The sequence below is a fragment of the Hungatella effluvii genome (assembly GCF_003201875.1).
Classification (GTDB): domain Bacteria; phylum Bacillota; class Clostridia; order Lachnospirales; family Lachnospiraceae; genus Hungatella; species Hungatella effluvii.
Map to the genome: position 1 here is coordinate 227973 of NZ_QJKD01000002.1, position 18422 is coordinate 246394.

Below are 18422 nucleotides of genomic sequence, written 5' to 3' on the forward strand. Positions count from 1 at the left end.
TGATATGGATATGTTTTCTGAGAAAATAAGCCCTGGCAAGAACCTGTTGGTAGGCTTCCAGCATGTGTTAGCCATGTGCCCCGGAACCATTGCGGTTCCTCTTATCATGGGCGGCGCCATGGGGCTGGATGCCAGGACCACTGCGTTTCTGGTATCAGCCAACCTTTTTACCAGCGGAATCGCTATTCTGATACAGGTATTTGGTTTGAGCAAATACATAGGCTCCAGATATCCTATCATTCTGGGCTCCTCCTTTGCACCTCTGGCTCCCATGATCATGATTGGCAATACTTACGGCCTTCCCACCCTGTTCGGAGCCATTATGGTATCCGGTGTCCTGATCTTTCTTCTATCCTTTTTCCTGGATAAGATTCTTATGCTGTTTCCGCCGGTGGTCGTTGGTACTTTCGTTACACTGATCGGCGTCAGCCTGGCCCCTACGGCTATCCAGGATCTGGCCGGAGGAGCCGGCAGCAGTACGTATGGATCGGTACAGAATCTTCTGCTGGGATTTGGCGTTTTAATCTTTATCATCCTGGTGGAGAAGTTCGGGAAAGGAATCTGGCGGGCCATGTCTCTTCTGCTGGGGATTATCGGCGGAACTGTGGTCGGGGCTTTCCTGGGAATGGTGGATATAACACCAATTCAGGAGGCAAGTGCATTCCGGCTGGTGACACCCTTTTACTTTGGTGCACCGCAGTTTGAGGCGGGTTCCATATTGATTATGACCATTTTCTGTATTATAAATATGATTCAGTGCATTGGCGTCTTCTCTGTTTTGGATGAGATTGCCGGAACGCATACAGACAATGCCACTAAGATTAAAGGCATCAAGGCGCAGGCGGTTTCGCAGGTTATTACAGGAGCCTTTAACTCCGTCCCCTCCACCATGTTCAATGAAAATGTCAGCCTGATCGACCTCACAAAAATAAAAAGCCGCTCAGTAATTGCAACAGCCGGAGTGATGATGCTTCTTCTTGGCATATTCCCCAAGGTATCTGCGGTGATAACGGTTGTTCCAAAGGCAGTTCTGGGAGGAGCCACCCTGGCTCTGTTTGGCGTCATTACTTCGTCAGGCATCTCCATACTGTCCAAGCTGAATTTCTTTGAAAACAATAATTTCACGATTGTAGGAACCAGTATTGCCATCGGCGTTGGTGCTACCTTCACCTCAGATATTTTTGCAGGTCTTCCCTCCACACTCAGCATGATTTGCAGCAATGGTCTTTTTATGGTAAGCGCCAGTGCCATTCTTCTAAATCTTCTTTTAAATGGAAGCAAGGGTTTGAAGCGTTGACAAAGAGCCTCCCACCAACTATGATTAAAGAAAAAGGCAGGAGGCTATCACATGGAGTACCAGAAGCTGAACACACTGACACTTTCCGAGCAGGCAAAGCGTGAAATACATAAATATATCAAGAACATGGATTTAACCCGTAATAATAAGCTTCCCAGAGAAGAGGTGATGGCTGAGCTGATCGGTGTCAGCCGCATCACCATACGACAGGCGTTCAATGACCTGGCTTCAGAGGGCATTATCTTTCGCCGCCAGGGAAAAGGCACCTTTGTAAACGTAGATTCTCTCAATATTAAGGTTAAATTTAATCCTTGTATGGAATTTACTCAAATGATTGAGAACAGTGGATATACACCTTCTGTCAGGCTGCTGAACATTCAGAAAATCGACCGGGATGAAGCCATCTGCCAGCAGCTGCAGATGGAGAGCGGTGAACAGCTCGTAGTAGCGGAGAAGATGTTTCTGGCCGATGATACGGTATGTGCTTTCTGCCGTGATTATTTTAGTTTATCTCTTATCGGAGGGGAAGAGGCATTTCGTGAATTCAGCAAATATGAGAATTCCATTTTTCAATACATCTACAATCTTTCCGGTGAAAAAATCGAATGGGACAAAGTGGAGATCGATACTATTCTGACGACAGAGATCGAAGGGCTGGACCAATATGCAGATATGAATCAGCTGGGGTGTAAACCCTTTTTATACTTGAAAGGAATAAACTACAGTTCATCGGATCGGCCTCTGATTCATGCAAATGAGTATATAAACACGGCCATTATAAAGTTTAATATGATACGGCAGAAAAATATACGGTACTAAAAAAGAGGAATTTCAACTCAATGAAATGAGCTGAAATTCCTCTTTTCTATACCATATTTACTCAGATTCCCGTTCCACCTTGATCTCCCAATGGATCAGGAATGTCAGCGCCGCCCTTAGGGCGATAATCGCGGCCACCACGGCCACTTCCGACAACTGGCGTACCACCACGGTACGCAGGATCTCGCTTCCCAGTTTGAATTCCAGCCCCAGAGCCATGCCCTGGGCCAGATTCAGACGGATTGAGGGGTTCCGTTTCACGTAATCATAAATCCCGCGGAGCCCTGCCGCGATGATGACCAGAACTCCCATAAATTCGAACAGGAGAATGGTGATATCGACCACCTGCTGTAAAATTGTTTCTAATGCGTTTACCACGATGCGTCCTCCTGACTGCGGCGGGTACTGTCATGCGTAAGCGATGCAGCCCTAATTCGATTTCACTTCTTTCCAGTATTCATTATAAATAGAATCTACATCAGTTCCAAGATACTGAAAAACTTCGCAGTTTTTCAGAGAATCGGTATCCGGAAATACAGCCTTGTTGTTCTGAAGATCAGAATCAAGTAAATCAAAGGCACCCTTGTTCGGTGTCGGGTAGGTGATGTATTCAAAATTCTTCTTGGCGATTTCCGGGCGGCAGAGGAAATTAATCCATTTCTCTGCATTCTCCTTGTTCGGAGCGTTGGCCGGGATTACCCAGGAATCCAGCCAGAGATTGGTTCCCTCCTCGGGGATTACGTATTCCAGCGAGTAATCCAGTCCGAGATCGGCCACCTCCTGCTGAATGTAAAGCATTTCACCAGAGTAGATGACACCCATGGCAGCTTCGCCGCCGATCATCTTGTCGCGGACCTGATCGATCACATACGCCTGAACCAGAGGCTTCTGCTTGATCAGTAAGTCTCTCGCCTCGGCAATTTCCGCCTCATTGGTGGTATTCATCGAGTAGCCCAGAGATTTTAGCGCTACCATGAACGCATCGCGGACGCTGTCCTGCATCAGGATATTGTCCTTAAATTTCTCATCCCATAAATCGGACCACTTCGTCGGTGCATCCTCCGGGGACACCATGCTGGTGTTATAGAGGATTCCCACGGTACCCCAGCAGTAAGGAACGGAATATTTGTTGTCCGGGTCAAAGCTCCTGGACATATCCATATACTTGGAATCAATTTCTTTAATGTTAGGAACATTGTCAAAATTGATTTCAGCAAGCATGTTATTCTCGATCATCTTCTGAATCATATAATCGGATGGGCAGACTGCGTCGTATTTCACGCCGCCGGCTTCAATGACCGGGTACATCTCTTCATTAGTCTCAAACATATCGTAAATAACCTTGATCCCGGTCTCTTCTTCAAACTGGGAAATGACATCCTCGTCAATATACTCCCCCCAGTTGTAAACGTAAACTTCTCCGGCGCCTCCTGCTTTTTCGGCAGATTTGCCGCAGCCGCTCATGGTGACGGCGGATAATGCGGCCACGGCCAGGACGGCCATGATGGAACAAAATCTCTTTTTCATAATCTGTCTCCTTTTAAATGATCTTAATAAATGATCTTAATAAATGATCTTAATGTTTCTTCCGTTTCGGTGCAAAGTTGGTAATCAGTAAGAGAATCAGCACTGTTAAGAAGATGATGGTGGACAGCGCGTACATGGATGGCTTGATGCCGCGGCGTACTTCGCTGTATATTAACGTGGATAAGGTGTTGATGCCGGCGCCGCGGGTAAAATGGGTGATGATGAAATCATCCAGCGACATGGTGAAGGCCAGCAGAAAACCGGAGAGCACGCCCGGAAGGATATCCGGAAATACAACCTTGAAAAAGGCGTAGACCGGAGTTGCGCCCAAATCCATGGCGGCCTCATAAGTACTCTTATCCGTTTGTTTTAACTTCGGCATGACACTTAAAATGACATACGGAATGTTAAAGGTAATATGTGCAATCAGAATCGTTTTAAACCCGAGGGAGATTCCGAAGGCGATAAATGCCAGCATCAGGGAGATGCCGGTCACAATATCTGCGTTCAGCATGGGAATATTGGTGATTCCCATCACAATACTGCGGGGAACACGCTTCATATTATTAATGGCAATAGCTGCCGCCGTGCCGATGATGACCGCGATGATCGAAGACAGAAAGGCGATCAGCAGCGTATTGTAGAGCGCTGTCATGATGGTACTGCTGGAAAACAGCTCCGTGTACCACCGTGTGGTAAAGCCGCCCCACTGAGTCCTGGACTTGGAGCTGTTAAAAGACAGCACCGTCATGGTCGCAATCGGAGCGTACAAAAATACCAGGATGAGGACCAGATAAAAGTCCTGAACAAAACGTTTGAGTATACCAGTCTTTTTGCCCATCAAAATGCAGTCCCCTCCCCATTTTTATCGTATTTGGCGATCAGCGCCATACTGATTAAGATAAATATCATCATGACAAGAGAGAGGCCGGAACCCAGGTTCCAGTTGCTTCCCTTGGTAAATTCCTGCTCGATGACATTGCCGATTAAGAGGATCTTGCTTCCGCCCAGTAAATTGGAGATAACGAAGGTGGTAAGCGCCGGCACAAACACCATGGTGATTCCGCTGACGATCCCCGGGATGCTTAACGGGAGCAGGATGCGGAACAGGATCTGAAAAAAGTTGGCTCCCAGGTCCTGGGCGGCATTTATGACGTTGTCATCGATCTTGGACAGTACATTATAAATAGGAAGAACCATAAATGGCAGGAAGTTGTATACCATGCCGAGAATAATGGCTCCCGGTGTGTTGATTAAGCCCTGGGTCGGCAGGTGGAGCGCCGATAAAATTCCGTTGATCACTCCGTTCTTCTCCAGAAGCGTCTGCCATGCCAGCGTGCGCAGCAGGAAATTCATCCACATCGGCAGAATGAATATGAAGACGATAAAGCTGCCCTGGCCGATGCCCCGCGACCGGAGAATGAGGGCCAGCGGATAGGCGAGGATGAGACAGATAATAGTGCTGACGAAGGACAGCCCGAGGGACAGCCACAATGCCTTGGAGTGTTCCGCCGTGGCGATGGATAAGACATTCGCCAGAGTGAACGCCCCGCTTCTGTCTGTCAGACCATAAAATACGATCAAAGCCAGCGGAATGATGGTGAAACCGATCATCCACATGAGATAGGGACCGGATAATAATTTCTTACTCATTGACTCCCACGGCCTCCTCATCCTCTGAAGCCGGTTTGTTCATGATCTGGATGTCGAATGGATCCACGTGGATATCCACTTCCTGTCCGACCGGGAACATATCCGTGCTGTGTACGAGCCACTCGAAGCCATCCGGTGTGGTGACTTCCATCTCGTAGTGAACGCCTTTGAAGATTAAATGGGTTACGACGCCTGAGATCGAGCCCTGTCCGGGAGCCACTAAATCGATGTCCTCCGGACGGATTACCACGTCAACCGGCTTGTTGTTGCCAAAGCCCCTATCGACACAGACAAACTTCGCGCCAAAGATTTCCACCAGCTCATCCCGGATCATGATGCCGGGAACGATGTTGCTTTCCCCGATAAAATCCGCCACAAAGGCATTTTCCGGTTCATTATAGATGCTTTCCGGAGATCCCATCTGCTGGATATAGCCCTGGTTCATGACGACGATGGTGTCGGACATGGTGAGGGCTTCCTCCTGGTCATGGGTCACGTAGATAAAGGTGATTCCCAGTTCATTCTTTAAACGGATCAGCTCATACTGCATATCCTGGCGGAGCTTTAAGTCAAGCGCTCCCAGCGGTTCGTCGAGGAGCAGGACGCGGGGCTCATTGACGATGGCGCGTGCAATGGCGATTCGCTGCTGCTGGCCGCCGCTTAAGGAGTCCACGGTACGGTTTTCGAAGCCGTCTAAGTTCACCAGCTTTAAGGCGTACTTGATCTTATCCTGGATATACGTCTTCGGTTTGTTTTTGATCTTTAGTCCGAATGCGATATTTTCCGCAATGGACATATGGGTGAACAGCGCGTATTTCTGGAATACGGTGTTCAGCTGGCGTTTATTTGGCGGAAGGCTGGTGATGTCCTGGCCGTCAAAGATGACCGTGCCCTGATCCGGCCGTTCGAATCCGCCGATAATCCGGAGCGTTGTGGTTTTACCGCAGCCGCTGGGTCCAAGCAGTGTGACAAATGTATTTTCCTTTACGGAAAGATTTAAATCGTCCAGCACAACCGTGCCGTCAAATGCCTTCGTAATGTTTTTTAAATCAATTAATGGCTGACCCATGACCCTTTATCCTCCTCGTTATGAGCACTTAGCGGACGTCTTTTGGCCGCTTACGTGCGATACATGTAATTTAAAAGCTGGGCGGAGAGCTGACCCAGATTAAGACTGCGCCGGCCTTGCTGCTTAAATAGTGCTTTTTATCTGAAACAAAGTAAAAGGATTCCCCTTTTTTCGCTTTATATGTCTTGCTTCCTATATGAATGGAGATATTTCCCTGCAGGACGTAGCCAAACTCTTCTCCCTCATGCGGATTGTCGGGGTACGTTTCCCCGCCCGGCTCCAGTGTCAGAAGAATCGGCTCCATCATGTTCTTCTGTGCGTTGGGAATGATCCATTTGATCTCATTTTTCAGTTCCAGATCGTGCTTTTCAAAGTAATCTGTCTTTCCAAAGACGATCTGCTCCTCCGGAGTCTCGTTAAAGAACTCTCCGATGGAGGTCCCAAGGCACTGCAGGATGTCCATGAGAGTCGCGATGGAGGGGGAAGTTAAGTCCCTTTCCAGCTGGGAAATGAATCCCTTTGACAGCTCTGCACGGTCTGCCAGCTCTTCCTGGGTTAGGCCTTTTAAGATCCGAAGTTCTTTTAATTTCGCACCGATATCCATACGCTCCTCCTTTTAATAAATATAAGCCTGGAGTTTAGTTATACTAACTGATGATAATAATAACTAAAAAGTTTAGTAATAATAAACACACGGCAAAATACATTATACCGGATTTTATCCGTATGTCAATAGTTTCTCCTTAACAAAAATACATTTTTATGATATGATATTTTTAGTTTATACAAGGAACAATCCAGGAGGACGCGAATATGAAAGGAAAGTATATGGCATACGTAGGTTCCTACTCCTACAACGGCCAGGCAAAAGGGATTACGGTGTACGATGTGGACGTGGCCAAAGGCCGTTTTATACCGAGATGCGAGATGGAAGTGGACAACTCTTCCTATGTCATCGCATCGAACGACGGAAAGACCCTGTACTCCATCGCGGACGAGGGTGTCGTATCATTCCGGATTCATGAGAACGGGGCGATTACAAGACTGAATTCCGCTAATATCAAGGGAATGAGGGGCTGCCATCTGTCTACAGACGATAAGGACAAGTATATATTTGTATCCGGATACCACGACGGGAAGTCCACAGTGCTGAGACTGAACCCGGACGGAACGGTGGGTGACATCGTAGATGGAGTGTTCCACAAGGGACTGGGCAGCGTGGCGGAGAGAAACTTCCGTCCGCACGTAAGCTGTACGAGAAGAACGCCGGATGGCAGATTCGTTATGGTGGCCGATTTAGGGATCGACCAGGTAAAGATTTACCGGTTTGATGAAAAAGAGGAGAAACTTATGCTGGTGGATGCGCTCCGCTGTGAGCTGGAATCCGCGCCCAGATGCTTCCGGTTCAGCTCAGATGGTAAATTCTTCTATCTTTTATATGAATTAAAGAACGTAATCGACGTTTACTCCTACGAGACGGGCGAGCGCCAGCCGAAGATCGAGAAGATACAGACCATCTCCACGACAGGGCCGAAGGCATTATCCCAACTGACCGCTGCCAGCTCCATGCGCTTATCCACCGATGAGAAGCACATGTTCTGCGGCAACGCCGGCGATAACACGGTAACGGTCTATGACCGCGATTCAAAGACCGGCCTTTTGGATTATATCTGCTGTCTTCCCATCAGCGGCAGTTACCCGAAAGACATCTGTGTATTCCCGGATGATAAGCACATTGCTTCCATCAACCATGATAACGGCAGTATCACATTCTTTTCCGTGGACTACAAAAAGGGTCTGCTGATCATGAACGGCAAGGAAATCAGAGTCAATGAACCCAACAGCTGCGTGATCGTAAAGGTCAGCGACTGATTGCAGAAAATGGTATTTGAAAACCGGGGACCGGTCCGTTTGCACAATGGACGCGGGCCCCGGTTTTAAAAGCTGAGATAAGGAGAGATCATACATGGCAGGATCAACACTGGGGACCATACTGAAGGTAACAACCTGGGGAGAATCACACGGAAAGGGAATTGGCGTCGTGGTGGACGGATGTCCGGCGGGGCTTCCGCTCACGGAAGAAGACATTCAGGCGTGTTTAGACCGCAGAAAACCGGGGCAGAGCCGTTTCACTACCAAACGCCAGGAGGCGGACCGGGTGGAAATCCTTTCCGGAGTGTTTGAGGGGAAGACGACGGGAACACCGATTTCCATGGCTGTGATGAATACGGACCAGAGATCGAGGGATTACGGGAACATCATGGAGGTGTACCGTCCCGGCCATGCGGATTATACCTTTGACGAGAAGTACGGATTCCGGGATTACCGGGGCGGCGGCCGTTCCTCAGGCCGGGAGACTATCGGCCGTGTGGCTGCGGGAGCCATTGCGGCAAAGCTATTAAAGAGCCTGGGTATTACGGTATGCGCCTATACGAAGGCGGTAGGACCGTACGAAGCGGATCCCGCACAGTTCGATCCGGAAGAGATGTACAGAAACCGTCTCTACATGCCGGATGCAGGAGCCGCTGCTTTAGCCGAAGCGTATTTGGACCGTATGATGTCGGAGTGCAACTCTGTAGGCGGCGTGGTGGAGTGCGTGATCGACGGACTTCCTGCCGGAGTGGGTGATCCGGTCTTTGAAAAGTACGACGCATCTCTGGCAAAAGCCATCCTGTCCATCGGGGCCGTGAAGGGCTTTGAGATCGGAGACGGATTCCAGGCCGCGAAGTCGGTCGGTTCGGAAAACAACGACGCGTTTCGCATGGACGAATCCGGTAAGATAAAGAAGGAGACGAACCACGCGGGAGGAATCCTGGGCGGCATCAGCGACGGAAGCCGGGTCGTGCTGCGGGCGGCCTTCAAACCGACGCCGTCTATTGCACAGCAGCAGAAGACCGTGACGCGCGGTATGGAGGAGACGGATATCGAGATCAAAGGCCGTCACGACCCGATTATCGTACCGCGGGCCGTGGTGGTGGTGGAAGCGATGGCGGCGCTGACTACGGCGGACTTACTCCTTCTGTCCATGACATCCAGACTGGACCGGATTCAGGGATTTTTCGGAACACCAAATTATGAAACATACAATTAACAGGACCATACAATCAATCAAAACAGGAGAGAAGAAAATGAAAATAGCAATAGGAAATGACCATACAGCCCTTGAGATGAAGAATGAGATGAAGAAGTTTCTGGAGGAAAAGGGATACGAAGTAATCGATTACGGCACGAATTCCACGGAGAGCTGCGACTACCCGGTTTACGGAGAAAAGGTGGGCAGCGCGGTGGCAAACGGCGAGGCGGATCTGGGGCTCGCCATCTGCGGAACCGGCGTAGGCATTTCGCTGGCCTGCAACAAGGTAAAGGGAATCCGCTGCTGCGTCTGCAGTGAGCCGTATACGGCAAAGCTTTCCAGAATGCACAACGATTCCAACGTCCTTGCCTTCGGCGCCAGAGTGATCGGTGTGGAGATGGCGAAGATGATAACGGAAGAATGGCTAAATGCAGAATACGAAGGCGGAAGACACCAGAGACGTGTGGACCAGGTGATGGATATCGAGAGACGTAACCAGAACGCGCTGTAGTCCGGTGTATGGTATGAACGGATGAAAAAAGGAAAGATTACAAAGAGTCTCTATCTGTGGGTGCGGTCCTTTATCATCGTATCCGTCGTCATGATCGGCATGCTGGTGGCGCTCACGACCTGGATGGTAAAAGAGTTCTCCGGAGAGATTGAAGAGTTGAATCACGGCCTGACATCCGTGCTTCAGACCAGCATCGATATCCGCCTGAATGATATCGACAGTTTTGCCGCCCAGCTGCAGATGAACGCTGTGAACCTGAAGCTGAGCCGCTCAAAGGAGCTGAGTGAAATTGACAAGGATTTTCTCGTTCAGTTTTCACGCCAGCTCTATGATTACAAGCTTTCCAATACCTTTATTAAAGAAATATACGTCTATTATCCCCATTTGAACTATGTGGTTGGCGATCTGGGATACTTTGGAGCGGAGAAATACTATCTGCTGAAAAATGAGTTAAAGCTGGACGGATATGAGGAGTGGCTGGAGACGGCCGGCGGCCAGAAGAGAGACGGCTACAGCTTCATGCCTCAGGGCGACGGGAGCATGGAGCTGTGCCTGTTCCGCCAGCTTCCCTACGACTTATCCAGCGATAAAACAGCCATTTTGATGATTCTCATCAATAAATCGGAGGTGGAATCCATTCTCCGTAACGCAAATGAGGGGATGGGAAACACCATGACCGCGGTAGTTGCCGCGGATGATTCCGTCTATGCCAGCTTCGGCTCCGGAATTGACCACGCGGACTTAAAGGAAAGCCTGCAGGCAAACGGCGGAAAGCCGTTATTTAAGATGGAGGGCAACTACGGTTCCGTGATGGATTCAGATTATTACGGCATCAAATACGTCACCTTAATCGAACGGCGCAAGCTGCTGGACTCCGGTTACTTCATACGGAATATCGCCTATGTTTCCATCGGGCTGTGTATGATATTCGGCGCGGTCTTATTCGTCCTTCTGGGACGCCGCAACGCAAAGCCGCTGAAGGACATTCTGGATAAGGTTGTGAATAAGACGGATGAGGGCGGCCGTTTCCTGGATGATTACGATCTGATTGACAGCGGAATCAGCCGGATGCTGAAAATGAATGTGGAGAGCACCCGGAAGCTGGAGGAACAGAGGGAGGCCATAGAGGGCCTGTTCCTGTGCAATCTCTTAAGCAGCGAGGAACGCAATAATTCCGTGATTTTCGCATCCATGCAGAAATTCGGCATTCAGATGGAATACTCCCTGTTTCAGGTCGGATTGATTCGAAATCCCATGGGATTCAGCCAGGATGAGATTCACGACGCGGACGTGCGAATTCGCGGGGCGCTGAAGGAAAAAGAGGATATAGCCGTCATGACCGCCGAGTTTGACGGAAGCCTCGCACTGCTGTTCCATATGGAGCCGGAGTACGGAAAGGCGGAGATGCAGGCCATTGCCGCTGAAATATTAGACAGCCTGCATTCGCTGGTGGAATGCAGGATTGTGCTGGGCGGAATCTATGATTCCATGTCTAACATCATAACCAGCTTTCATCAGGCGCAGATGGTTGCGGAATTCTGTGAAAATGACAGGGGCCGCGTGTTCTTCTATGACGAAACAATGGTGGGAAGACAGGAGAACGCCGCTTATGTAAGCGTGATGCCGGAGTACGAGATGGCCATGCTGGAGGAGAAGTTCGAGGAGGCCGACCGGCTGCTGGATCTCCTTTTCAACCAGTATATCGGCACCGACCGCAACGTCTACACGAGCAGGGCGAAAAAATACGCGGTTATCAATCCCATTCTGATGGCTCTGGAAAACCACGCAGGGAGCTGTACCGAATACAGCATGGAGGAATACACCAGGAATTTATCTGAGGCAAAGGATGGACAGAAGCTGCTGAAGCTCCTTCACGAAGGCTTTGGCTATCTGATCCGGTGGCAGCAGAAGCGCCAACTGGATCAGAAGGAAAATATTGCGGAGCGGGCCAGACAGTACATCAGCCTGAACTTTGAAGATCCCATGATCGGACTTTACAGTATTTCCGACATGCTTGGCGTGAGCAATACGTATCTATCCACCACCTTCAAGAAAAAATACGGAATCGGAATCGCACAGTACATCAACAGTCTGAGGATAGAAAAGGCCAAACGGCTCATTGTGAATACGGACGAAAATATAAAGGAAATAGCGCTGTCCGTGGGCTTCTCCAGTGACGCCGCCTTTATCCGGGTGTTTAAACAGTTTGAAAATACGACACCGGGCCGTTATAAGAAAAAATAATGCATAAAAAAACTGATTAAAATCGAGATATTTTAATCAGTTTTTTTGATTTTCACCTAAATAATTGTGAATCAGTGAAAGAATTGTATATCACAGTGTCTCGAAATCTCTATATAAAACATTAGAGAATTAGAAAAACAGCACAAAAATAGAAAATATACAGGGAGTATTTTCGGTGTTATGATAGGGCCATCATCAAACCGATTGGAAAAGGAGGCAAAAACAATGAAAAAAAGAATGAGGAAATGTCTGAGTCTGGCACTTGCAGGGGTGATGGCCGGGATGCTGGCTACCGGATGCAGCGCCAATGGACAGAAGGATGCAGCGTCAGCCGGGGGTAATGAGACAGGGGGAACACCTGCCAAGGAAAATGTGGCTGCCGATAAGAGCACAGAGGGGGAGAAAGCCAGCGGAGAGAAGACGAAGCTGGTGCTCTGGATGCCGCCCTTCGGCACGGAGGAGTCTCTCGACAAGGAAGTATGGGGAGAGATCTTAAAACCGTTCGAAGAGGAAAACAACGCCCAGGTTTCTATAGAAATCATTCCCTGGAGCAATTACGAAGAAAAGTATTTAACCGGAATTTCATCGGGCCAGGGGCCTGATGTGGGCTACATGTACATGGAGATGATCAACGATTACATAAAAGCAGGCGCCATCGCACCGTTTGACGACTTTTTGACAGCAGAGGACAGAGACAATTTCTACTATCTCGATAAAGGTGTCATTGACGGAAAGCAGTACGCCATGCCGATCGTGGTGGGCAGCGCCCGCGTTATGTTCTATAACAAGGCAATCTTAAAGGAGGCCGGTGTTCAAAGTGTTCCTGAGACCTGGGATGAATTTAAGGATGCCTGCCAGAAGGTGGCGGCCATCGGCAAGACTCCGCTGCTCCAGCAGTGGGGAGACAAATCCAAGGGTGCCATGAACTCCATCTTCTTCCCCTATTTATGGCAGGCAGGCGGAGAGATCTTCAATGCAGACGGCACAAAAGCAGAGTTTGACAGCGAAGCAGGCATAAAAGCGGCCCAGTTCCTGGCAGATTTACGGTTTAAGGATGGAATCATGCCGGAATCCATTACCTCCATGTCGGAAGACCAGGTATTTGCAGAATTCAAGGCAGGCAACACGGCGTTTGTCATGAGCCCGACGAATCAGGGAGCGGGATTTAAGGAGGCCGGCATCGACTGGGGCTTCTTCACCTCCTTGAAGGATCAGAAGATGGGGACATTTGCGTCAGCGGACTCCCTGGTTCTGATCAGCGCCAGCAAGAATAAGGACCTGGCAGTGAAAATGGTGAAATACATGCTGAGCGGCCCTTCCATGACAAAATTCCATGAGATGGCGGCGTTTCCGCCGATCGCCAAAGACGAGGAGTATCACGATGACCCGGCGTTTAAGGCAGTATATGAGGACAACAAGGACGCTCTTATTACCCTTCCTGCCGTACAGGGTTCCGCAGCGGTCTACGATAACCTGTATAAGAACCTTCAGCTTATGATGCTTGGACAGATGACGCCCGAGGAGGCCTTGAAGAATGCGGCCGACTACGCGAACAACACGCTGTCACAGAACAGGTAAGGAAAGAAAGAAGCTAGGTGTCGCGGAAACATTCGCAGAAAATGTTCCGCGGCATCTTTTTAGAAAGGAGATCATTCGTTTGAAGGCGATATCAGAATTTATCAAAAAAAACATTGGATTTTTGTATGTGCTTCCCAGCTTTCTTCTGCTGGTGCTGTTTTCTCTTCTCCCGCTGTGCATGACCGGATATTTCAGCTTTACGGAGTACAGCGTGCTGAAGCCGCCGGTGTGGGTAGGCCTGAACAATTATAAGAGTATGGCCGGCGATCCGTTTTTCCGGCCGGCAATCCGCAACACCGTGATCTATACGCTTGTGACGGTTCCGGTTCAGACCGTGCTGTCGCTGGTGATAGCCAATCTGCTGGCCTCCCGGTTCCGGGGAAGAGCCGGCAATTTCTTCAAGAGCGCTCTGTTTATCCCGGTGATTTCCTCCATGGTCCTGGTCGGAACCGTGTGGAAGTTCATGCTTGCCACGGAAGGCGGTATCATCAATAACATCCTGGGGCTCGTCGGTATCGGCAAGGTAAACTGGCTGGGCCGGTATAATCTGGCTCTGATCAGCGTGAGCATTGTAGCAATCTGGAAAAATGTTGGGTACTTCCTGGTAATCTATTACGCTGGACTCATGGACGTGCCGAAGAGCCTTTACGAGGCGGCGAAGGTGGACGGCGCGTCTCCACTGCAGCAGTTTCTCTATATTACGGTTCCGGCTCTGAAGCCGATTACGTATCTGGTCATCACGCTGGGGACGATCTGGTCCTTCCAGGTGTTCGATCTGGTCTATACGATGACCGGAGGCGGCCCGGGAACAGCGACAATTACCATGGTAATGTCCATCTATCAGTCCGGCTTTAAACAGTATAAGATGGGGTATGCCAGCGCCATGGCGTTCGTTCTGTTTTTGATTGTCATTGTGATCTCGATCCTTCAGAAGAAGGTATTCAGCGGAAAAGGAGGGGAATAAGATGGAAAAGAAGGTACAGCCCGTTCTCTGGGCGGAAGCGGTTCTCCTTGCAGTGCTGGCACTGGCGGCGTTATTTCCGTTTGTCTATATGGTATTAACCTCCATGCGGCAGACGTATTCGATGGAACTGAATTTCGGTCTGACTGGATTGAATCTTAGAAACTATTCAACCATTTTCAAAAATTTCGAATTTGGCAAATATTTATTCAACAGTGTCTCTGTGGTGGTGATTGCCTGCTTCTTCAACGCCGTGATCTCCTCGACCGCGGCCTACGGCTTCGAAAAAAAGAAATTTGTGGGAAGCGAGCTTCTCTTTGCGGTCTATTTAGCCACGCTCATGGTGCCGTCCCAGGTGATCTTAATTCCGCTGTTTCGGATTGCGCAGAAGCTTCATCTGCTGAACACATACTTAATCCTGGCGCTTCCGGTGGTCAATGCCTTTGGCGTGTTCCTAATCCGCCAGTTTATCACCAGTGTGCCGGATGATCTGATCGAGGCGGCACGGATTGACGGCTGCAGGGAATTCCGGATCTTTTATTCCATCGTCGTTCCGCTCATCAAGCCGGTCCTGGTGTCGCTGACCGTGTTTACGTTTATCACTACCTGGAACGACTTCGTGTGGCCGTTAATTGCCATCACGAATACGAACCGGAGCACCCTGACGCTGGCCCTGGCCTCCCTCCAGGGAAATTACGCCACGAATTACGGCTTGGTCATGGCGGGCGCTACTCTGACATTTATGCCGCCCTTCATCCTGTACATTTTCCTTCAGAAGGAGTTTGTGGAAGGAATCGCCTTGAGCGGCGTGAAGGGCTGAGAAAGGAAGAAAGTATGGCCAATTATGAATTTATGCTGACAGACAGTCTGGAGAAGGTGTTCCCGGACAAACGGCCGGAGCGGCGCCTAGGCAAAACCATCACGGCCCTGGGTGGAGAGAGAATCTCCATGCAGCTGGCCTTTTATATGGAGTATGGCGGCTGTGAGCTGAATGAGCAGGAGATCACGGTAAGCTTTGAATCGGAGATCGCGGACCGCATCCGCATGCGAAAGGTCGAGCTGGTTCCGGCGGCCATGGCGGCGTACCGGGAACAGCTGGATGACAATTACTTATTCACAGAACCGTGCCTTTGCCCGGACCTTCTGACGCCGGTGCGCGGCGGAATCCTGCGGCCCTATGCATCCCAGTGGAGAGCCGCATGGATCGATCTTTTGGTCACGCCGGAAATGTGCGGCGGCTCTTATCCGGTAACTGTCTCAGTAAACAGAGGGACAGAGCTTTTATGGTCTGAAACGGTTACGATTTCGGCGGTTCACAGTGTTCTACCGGAGCAGCGGCTGATCTATACGGAATGGCTGCATGCAGACTGTCTGGCCGATTATTATAGAGAGGAACCATTTTCAGAAAGATACTGGGAGATCCTGGAGCAGTTTGTGCACACGGCGGCGGAGCATGGCGTGAACATGCTTCTAACTCCGGTATTTACACCACCTCTGGATACGCTGGTGGGCGGTGAGAGAACCACGGTACAGCTGGTGGGCGTGAAGAAAGAGGAGGGCGGCTATACCTTTGATTTCACACTTCTGCGGCGGTGGATAGCCATGTGCAGGAGAAAAGGGATCAAATATCTGGAGATTTCCCACCTGTTTACCCAGTGGGGAGCAAAGCATGCGCCGAAGGTGATGGCCCTCGTGAATGGGGAGAAAAAACAGCTATTTGGCTGGGATACAAAGGCGGCTGGCGAGGCTTACCGCGGATTCCTGAGCGCTTTTCTGCCGGAGCTGAAAGGCGTTCTTAAGGAGGAGGGGATGTTTGAACAGACGTATTTTCATATTTCAGACGAACCTCACGGGGAACAGATGGAGACCTACCGCGCGGCGAAGGAGAGTATCTGGCCGCTCCTGGCGGACTGCCATGTGATCGACGCGCTGAGCAGCTTTACCATCTATCAGGCCGGAGTGGTGGAACATCCCATTGTCTGCAGCGACTTCCTGGAACCATTTTTCGAGGCGGGAGTGGAGGATCTCTGGACGTATTACTGCTGCGTCCAGGGCCATGAGGTGAGCAATCAGTTTATGGCCATGCCGTCAGCCAGAAACCGGATTCTGGGGGTTCAGCTGTACTTGTACCGCATGAAGGGATTTCTGCACTGGGGATACAATTTTTATAATTCCCAGCACTCAATTTCCACAGTGAATCCATATCTGGTCACTGACGCAGGCGGCGGTTTCCCGGCGGGGGACCCGTTCGTCGTCTACCCCGCGGAAGACGGGACTCCTTACGAATCGCTTCGCTTTATGGTCATTACGGAGGCAATGTATGATCTGAGAGCCTTCGAAAGGCTGGAGGAGCTGGCTGGGCGGGAATATGTGGAGCGCCTGATCCATGAGGGGCTGGAATATCAGATTACCTTTAAGAAGTATCCGAAGGACGCGGAGTATCTGCTGCGGCTGAGAGAAAAGGTGAACTGTGCGATTGATGAGATGGGGAAATAATTTGTTGGAAAACGCACTATTTCCATACGTTTGGAATTGTGCTAGAATAAAAATATCACAAAAAACAAAACTGCATCAAACGGTTTAATTAAGTGCTTTATATCTGCATAGATTTGCGATCCTGAACTTGACCGCATGGGCAGATGCAGCGAGGGCTGAAATCATTTTCCTGGATTGTGGAGAGGGTTTGGATATGCATTCTTATGAACTTGATATAATGAAAATAAGAAAAAGAAACTTTTTAGTAGTATTTTTTCTTGCTTTATTACCACTAATATCGTTGACTGGTTATCGGTTGTTTTCGATTATTGTAGAGTTAGCAGGCTCGATGAAAGATGGGGATATTATTTCAGGTGTAATAGCCTTTCTTTTGAGGATATTTGTTGAAACGATTGTATTGATAATCATCTCTGTTATATGGATTGCAATCTGTTGCTACATCCCATTAAAAAAGCTGCATGGTTTTTATTGTGAAAATATTTTTACGCAGGCGGTTTTGCGCAACTCCGAATACTCCTATGTGCACTATACTGAGCGATTGTTGAATACAGCAGAACTGGTGAAAGCGAAGATTATACCTCCGTATACCAGCTGTAAGCAAAAAGAAGCGGAATATCTGGTAGGCAGATACAAAAACATCGATTTTGAAATCGCGCCGCTCACCTTATCCTATGGAAAAGGACCGAATGAGGAGATTGACGGCAGCATCGTTGTGTTTACCGGCTTAGCAAGTCTGTTTCATAACGAAGATTTTGTGCAGGTATCTTGCAGCACAGATGAGGATGTCTTTGCAGAATACCTTCCCCAAAAACGAGGGCTGGAGGTTAAAAAGAAGATTTCCATGAATCATAATAGAAACTGCCTGTTTATCGCACCGAAAAATCAGAGGATTTCCGAGGAACAATTTGTATTGTTGGAGCATCTTGTGAGGGAACTTTCCGAACAGGTGAGAACACATTTTTATATAATATTCGCCCAGAGTCAGGTATACTTTATCAACAATGATAAAAGTCTTATTATTAATCTTCCTTTGTGGCACAGTATAGAAAAAGAGATTCAAGATGTGGAGAAAAACGGGATTGTTAACATAAATCTGTTTATCAACACATTTATCCGTGCAGCAGACGGGCTATCAGCTTATCGCCGATAGTCCGTTTTTTGGTGTCATATCCTGCTTGCCGGCTGCACAATCTG

The 18422-nt window shown here is 49.2% G+C and carries 17 protein-coding genes; 11 read left to right on the top strand and 6 right to left on the bottom strand.

Annotation, left to right across the window (positions count from 1 at the left end; all coding sequences use genetic code 11):
• Positions 1-4 precede the first annotated feature (4 nt).
• Together DFR60_RS04215 and DFR60_RS04220 are read left to right on the top strand one after the other, a co-directional pair.
• Entirely contained in the window at positions 5-1297 is a 1293-nt protein-coding gene (locus tag DFR60_RS04215) for a uracil-xanthine permease family protein (protein WP_110321791.1), read from the top strand.
• Positions 1298-1348: 51 nt separating this feature from the next.
• Positions 1349-2116 (top strand): GntR family transcriptional regulator, encoded by a 768-nt coding sequence (locus DFR60_RS04220; protein ID WP_110321792.1) that lies wholly within the window; start codon positions 1349-1351, stop codon positions 2114-2116.
• Positions 2117-2173: 57 nt separating this feature from the next.
• Here the strand turns inward: DFR60_RS04220 and DFR60_RS04225 are convergent, their stop codons facing one another.
• The 6 genes from DFR60_RS04225 to DFR60_RS04250 all read right to left on the bottom strand — a co-directional run bounded on the left by DFR60_RS04225 (position 2174) and on the right by DFR60_RS04250 (position 6969).
• The gene (locus DFR60_RS04225) at positions 2174-2494 is read right to left on the bottom strand and encodes a DUF1622 domain-containing protein (protein WP_110321793.1); all 321 of its coding nucleotides are present in this window, start codon (positions 2492-2494) and stop codon (positions 2174-2176) included.
• Between the two features lie 51 nt (positions 2495-2545).
• Positions 2546-3643 carry an ABC transporter substrate-binding protein gene (locus DFR60_RS04230; protein ID WP_110321794.1) on the bottom strand — a complete coding sequence of 366 codons (1098 nt, stop codon included), beginning with the start codon at positions 3641-3643 and terminating at the stop codon, positions 2546-2548.
• Positions 3644-3692: 49 nt separating this feature from the next.
• Positions 3693-4484, bottom strand: a complete 792-nt coding sequence (locus DFR60_RS04235) for an ABC transporter permease (protein ID WP_110321795.1) — start codon at positions 4482-4484, stop codon at positions 3693-3695.
• Entirely contained in the window at positions 4484-5296 is an 813-nt protein-coding gene (locus DFR60_RS04240; RefSeq protein WP_110321796.1) for an ABC transporter permease, read from the bottom strand. Before DFR60_RS04240 ends, DFR60_RS04235 begins: the two co-directional genes overlap by 1 nt.
• A complete protein-coding gene (locus tag DFR60_RS04245) occupies positions 5289-6365 on the bottom strand; it encodes an ABC transporter ATP-binding protein (RefSeq protein WP_110321797.1) in 1077 nt (358 codons plus the stop codon). The genes DFR60_RS04240 and DFR60_RS04245 overlap by 8 nt, the downstream gene beginning before the upstream one ends.
• Positions 6366-6435: 70 nt before the next feature.
• Positions 6436-6969, bottom strand: coding sequence for a helix-turn-helix domain-containing protein (locus DFR60_RS04250; protein ID WP_002604892.1), 534 nt, complete (start codon positions 6967-6969; stop codon positions 6436-6438).
• Positions 6970-7178: 209 nt separating this feature from the next.
• On the opposite strand from DFR60_RS04250, the gene DFR60_RS04255 reads away from it, so the two are divergent.
• The 9 genes from DFR60_RS04255 (at position 7179) to DFR60_RS04295 (ending at position 18378) form a co-directional block, all read left to right on the top strand.
• A complete protein-coding gene (locus DFR60_RS04255; protein ID WP_110321798.1) occupies positions 7179-8237 on the top strand; it encodes a lactonase family protein in 1059 nt (352 codons plus the stop codon).
• A 94-nt stretch (positions 8238-8331) separates the two neighbouring features.
• Positions 8332-9456 (top strand): chorismate synthase, encoded by a 1125-nt coding sequence (gene aroC / locus DFR60_RS04260; protein ID WP_110321799.1) that lies wholly within the window; start codon positions 8332-8334, stop codon positions 9454-9456.
• A 37-nt stretch (positions 9457-9493) separates the two neighbouring features.
• A complete protein-coding gene (gene rpiB, locus DFR60_RS04265) occupies positions 9494-9949 on the top strand; it encodes a ribose 5-phosphate isomerase B (protein WP_110321800.1) in 456 nt (151 codons plus the stop codon).
• Between the two features lie 21 nt (positions 9950-9970).
• Complete coding sequence (locus DFR60_RS04270; protein WP_110321801.1) at positions 9971-12193, top strand: helix-turn-helix domain-containing protein; 2223 nt, start codon at positions 9971-9973, stop codon at positions 12191-12193.
• A gap of 225 nt (positions 12194-12418) precedes the next feature.
• The gene (locus tag DFR60_RS04275; protein ID WP_110321802.1) at positions 12419-13771 is read left to right on the top strand and encodes an ABC transporter substrate-binding protein; all 1353 of its coding nucleotides are present in this window, start codon (positions 12419-12421) and stop codon (positions 13769-13771) included.
• Positions 13772-13850: 79 nt separating this feature from the next.
• A complete protein-coding gene (locus DFR60_RS04280) occupies positions 13851-14735 on the top strand; it encodes a carbohydrate ABC transporter permease (protein ID WP_110321803.1) in 885 nt (294 codons plus the stop codon).
• A 1-nt stretch (position 14736) separates the two neighbouring features.
• Positions 14737-15552, top strand: a complete 816-nt coding sequence (locus DFR60_RS04285) for a carbohydrate ABC transporter permease (RefSeq protein ID WP_055653321.1) — start codon at positions 14737-14739, stop codon at positions 15550-15552.
• A 14-nt stretch (positions 15553-15566) separates the two neighbouring features.
• Positions 15567-17228 (top strand): DUF4091 domain-containing protein, encoded by a 1662-nt coding sequence (locus DFR60_RS04290; protein WP_110321804.1) that lies wholly within the window; start codon positions 15567-15569, stop codon positions 17226-17228.
• A 193-nt stretch (positions 17229-17421) separates the two neighbouring features.
• Positions 17422-18378, top strand: a complete 957-nt coding sequence (locus DFR60_RS04295; RefSeq protein ID WP_146218576.1) for a hypothetical protein — start codon at positions 17422-17424, stop codon at positions 18376-18378.
• Positions 18379-18422 lie beyond the last annotated feature (44 nt).